We start from the raw sequence: 4003 nt of genomic DNA, 5'->3' as shown, positions 1-4003 counted from the left end.
AAGCGGCGATTCAGCACCGAAAAGACACGAGTCCATCGCATCCTGCGGAAGTAAGGACTAGGCATAACCTAATTTTTCTTAGATCACTAGGCAATGAGACAGAAGGATTTCTGTAGGTTCATAGCAATCAGTGGATAAGATCGGGTATAATAGCAGTGCATGTGAGAAAAGACAGGCTTGATCGTCAGAGACGGGTAGCCAAAGAGAGAGGGAGTATACCATGATTGCGGAAAAATATAAACAAATGCTCGGTCAGAAATCAGTTATTCGCGAGCTTTCGGAATATGCAACAGAACGGGCAAAACAGATAGGCGCAGAGAATATCTTCGATTACAGTCTGGGCAATCCGTCTGTGCCCGTACCTCAGGAATTTACGGATCAGCTGGTCAAGCTGGCCTCAAGCGATAATCCAATGGCGGTACACGGATACAGCCCAAGCCTTGGCATCACCTCGGTTCGTGAAAAAGTGGCTGCGTCGCTTTCCAGACGATTTGGTTTAAATTATAAGAAAGAACATATCTTTATGACTTCCGGTGCAGCAGGTGCCTTGGCACATGCACTGCGCTCAGTTGTGGCTGCGGGCGATGAAGTGTTAACCTTCGCACCGTTCTTCCCGGAGTATACCCCTTATGTGCACGGTCTCGATGCTGAACTGAAGGTTGTTCCGCCGAATACGGAAACGTTTCAGATTAACTTTGATGCGTTCGAGGAAATGCTGTCGCCAAAAGTTTCCGCAGTACTGATCAACACGCCGAATAACCCATCCGGTGCGGTCTACTCTACGGAAACCATTAAAAAGCTCGCATCGATTCTGACTCAGAAACAAGAAGAATTCGGTCATGACATTTATTTGATTTCGGATGAACCGTACCGTGAAATTGTTTTCAACCATGTCGATGCGCCTTATGTCGCAACGTACTACGCGAACACGCTAACCTGCTATTCATTCAGCAAGTCGCTGTCGCTTCCCGGCGAACGGATTGGCTACGTTGCGGTGAATCCGAATTGCCCTGACGCCGAACTGATCGTGAACATGTGCGGACAAATATCGCGTGGCATCGGTCATAACTGCCCGCCGTCGATCATTCAGCTTGCCGTTGCTGAAGTCATTGATCAAACATCAGATTTGTCGGTCTACGAAAAAAATAAAGACATCTTGTATGACGGCTTGACCAAGCTCGGCTTTTCTTGCGTCAAACCGGGCGGGACGTTCTATATTTTTCCGAAGGCATTGGAAGAGGACGCCGTCGCCTTCTCTAAACGCGCGTTAAAGTATGATCTGATCCTTGTTCCGGCAGACAGCTTCGGATGCCCAGGCTACTTCCGCATGGCCTACTGTATTCCAACAGAAAAAGTTGAACGCTCGCTTGCAGCTTTCGAAAAGCTGGCGGAAGACTATAAACAATGAGAAACAGCTTCACTTAAGGTTGCCTGAATGAACGAAGTACGTTATGATCGTGAAACGGGACCGTCCTCTGCGGAAGAAGCCCGCTGGGAAAAGCTGGGCATTGTTTTCTCCGCTGCTCAAGAGGTATGCGGCTAAAGGCTAGTATAAAAGTAAAAAACGTATAAAATGAGCGTCTCAAAAGTCCGTGTTCGACTTTGAGACGCTTTTTGATGGCGAGTCGCTGAAGCTTGTCGAGCCAAAGCGGCATCTAAGACGCCATCGTTTGTCCGCCATTGATATGAATGACCTGTCCGGTGATATAGGAACCATCGTCAGAGGCGAGGAGGACATAGGCAGGAGCGAGCTCATAAGGCTGTCCAGCACGTTTCATTGGCGTATCAGCGCCAAGCGTCTGAACCGTATCGGCAGACCACGAGGCCGGTTGGAGCGGTGTCCAGATTGGACCGGGAGCAATCGCATTGACACGAATCCCTTGACCTGCAAGACTATGTGCCAATGCTCGTGTAAAGCTGACAATGGCCCCCTTTGTCGAAGCGTAATCAATCAGATTTCTGCTGGCAATATACGCTTGGATGGATGTTGTGTTCACAATACTGTCGCCGCGCTGCAAATGGGGGATCACTGCCCGTGAGAGCCGGAACATCGCTTTGATATTCACATCAAAAGTAGTTTCCAGCTGTTTGTCGCTGATTGCTTCCAGTGATGGTTGTGGGAATTGAACACCGGCATTATTGATTAAACTATTTATTTTACCATATCTTTCCAAAGTTTGGGCCACAATCTGATCTGCTGCACCGTGCTGCCGCAAGTCAATCGGCAGAAGCAGGGCGCTTCTACCCAATTTTTCAATGGCTGCTTTCGTCGTCTGAGCATCTCTTTCTTCCGACTTCATAAAGACAATGACCAAATCCGTGCCTTCCTTGGCAAAGGCAACAGCAACAGCGCGACCGATGCCGCTGTCGCCGCCGGTGACGATGGCAACCTTGTCTTTTAATTTTCCCGTGCCGATATAGTTTGGATTGTCATAGACCGGTTTCGGATTCATCAGGTACTCCAAGCCCGGCTGCCGATCCTGGTGCTGTGCCGGGAAGGTGATCGGCACCTCGTGACACTGCGTTATTGAGCCGTAATAGGGGGGATCATCACGTTTCATTGCCTTCAGTCCCTTTCGCTTCAAAGATAATAAACAGTGTACGCATCGAAATCAGAATCAGTGCCTAGAAGTGCACCCTTTGCGTCAATCATTTGGGAAAATGGATCAAAAAATAAAAAAAGATGTTAAGATAAAAAGAGCACAACATCATGTGAATCGGGAGGCAACCCATGAAGAAGACACTACGAGCATTATTCATAATCGCAGTTCTTGTCCTAGGCGGATGCGCAAATCAGGAGGACAAGGCTTATGACCAAGAGATGGAAAAAGGACAGGCTGCCTTGGTTTCTAAGGATTATGATGCTGCGGCAGGTGCTTTTAAGAAAGCTTTAACACACAAAGAAAAGGATCATCAGGCAACGCTTCTTTTAGCGCAGACTAACAACTTTATTCATGCGAAACGTTCGATCAATCAGCCGGAGCAAACCAAAAGATTGTTGAACTTAGTCATTAACCAAGAAAAAGGTTCTGCAGTGCTTAAAAAAGATGCCGTCGCTCTGAAAAAACAAGTGGTAACGATGCGTGAAGGAAGTGTAACGAAAGCGTCAGCCGCCTCTTCAAGCACGTCATCATCCGAAGCATCCTCTGAGGAGTCCTCATCAAGTGCAGTGAACCATTCGGATGAAACATCGGCTTCAGCTGCCCCAAGCAGTTCAAGCAGTAAGGCGAGCCACTCGTCGAGCAGCACACTCGACGTTCAGGCGCAACAGAAAGAGGCGGAACTGGCGGTCATTCAAGCGGCTGGTTATTCAGCGAATGAGGTGTATATCGATACGCGTGATGATGGTGCGTACTACTCAATGGAATTGAGGGAGAACCACAAAAACGACAGCGCCGCAGATCCCGATACGGCACCGTCCATCGGTTTTTTCCGATACTATAAAAATTCAGGGAAAATCATGCAGTTAGATGTTTTAAGCAATAAATATAAGGAAGTTAAGGATTAATCTGTTGCCAAGAATGAATAAAAAATGGATCTGCCGCGTATTGCCGCCGGCAGATTCATTTTTTTGCGGGAAAGAGGTGTTGCGTTATTTGAAGATTTAGCCAAACCGATCTTGATTTAGGACTTCCGCTGCATATGTTTTTCTCAAGCCGTCCATTAATGAATAGATTGGCGAGAAATGGAGCAGCTGCTTTGCCTTGCTGTTATCCAACGCAATGTGGCGGATGTCTGCCGGCTTTGGATCCGTATAAATGGTCTTTAATCGCGACCCATGAATTTGCTCAAGCATTTCAATGATCTGGTTGATGGTTGTTGTCAGCGAAGTACTGACATGAATAACCTCCCCATCACCATGATTGACTGCAGCCAAATTTGCGCGAACGATATCCTTTACATAAATAAAGTCACGGCTTTGCGTTCCATCTCCAAATACGGTTAACGGTTCCCCTTTCTTTATCTGATTTATAAAGGAGGAAATCACGCCGTCTGTTTTTTG

Annotated in this window: 4 protein-coding genes; 2 read left to right on the top strand and 2 right to left on the bottom strand. The window is 47.3% G+C overall.

Annotated elements, in window-relative coordinates; genetic code table 11:
• Positions 1-220: 220 nt before the first annotated feature.
• On the top strand, positions 221-1408 hold the full coding sequence (locus SIN01_RS14185) for a pyridoxal phosphate-dependent aminotransferase (protein WP_010027427.1): 1188 nt from the start codon (positions 221-223) through the stop codon (positions 1406-1408).
• 247 nt (positions 1409-1655) lie between these two features.
• Here SIN01_RS14185 and SIN01_RS14180 read toward each other — a convergent pair whose 3' ends face one another.
• Complete coding sequence (locus tag SIN01_RS14180; protein WP_010027425.1) at positions 1656-2561, bottom strand: SDR family oxidoreductase; 906 nt, start codon at positions 2559-2561, stop codon at positions 1656-1658.
• A gap of 170 nt (positions 2562-2731) precedes the next feature.
• On the opposite strand from SIN01_RS14180, the gene SIN01_RS14175 reads away from it, so the two are divergent.
• Positions 2732-3508, top strand: coding sequence for an outer membrane protein assembly factor BamD (locus SIN01_RS14175; protein WP_010027423.1), 777 nt, complete (start codon positions 2732-2734; stop codon positions 3506-3508).
• Positions 3509-3604: 96 nt separating this feature from the next.
• Here the strand turns inward: SIN01_RS14175 and SIN01_RS14170 are convergent.
• On the bottom strand, positions 3605-4003 hold a 399-nt coding region (locus tag SIN01_RS14170), incomplete at its 5' end, for an NAD-dependent epimerase/dehydratase family protein (RefSeq protein ID WP_141306147.1).

Origin of the sequence: Sporolactobacillus inulinus, from assembly GCF_006539285.1 — a bacterium.
Taxonomy (GTDB): domain Bacteria; phylum Bacillota; class Bacilli; order Bacillales; family Sporolactobacillaceae; genus Sporolactobacillus; species Sporolactobacillus inulinus.
The sequence above is the reverse complement of the archived record's forward strand: the minus strand, read 5'-3'. Positions and strand labels throughout refer to the sequence as shown.

Bases quoted from the DNA above. Each gene is read 5' to 3' on its own strand.
- SIN01_RS14185 (WP_010027427.1), top strand. From the start codon at position 221: ATGATTGCGGAAAAATATAAACAAATGCTCGGTCAGAAATCAGTTATT.
- SIN01_RS14180 (WP_010027425.1), bottom strand. From the start codon at position 2,561: ATGAAACGTGATGATCCCCCCTATTACGGCTCAATAACGCAGTGTCAC.
- SIN01_RS14175 (WP_010027423.1), top strand. From the start codon at position 2,732: ATGAAGAAGACACTACGAGCATTATTCATAATCGCAGTTCTTGTCCTA.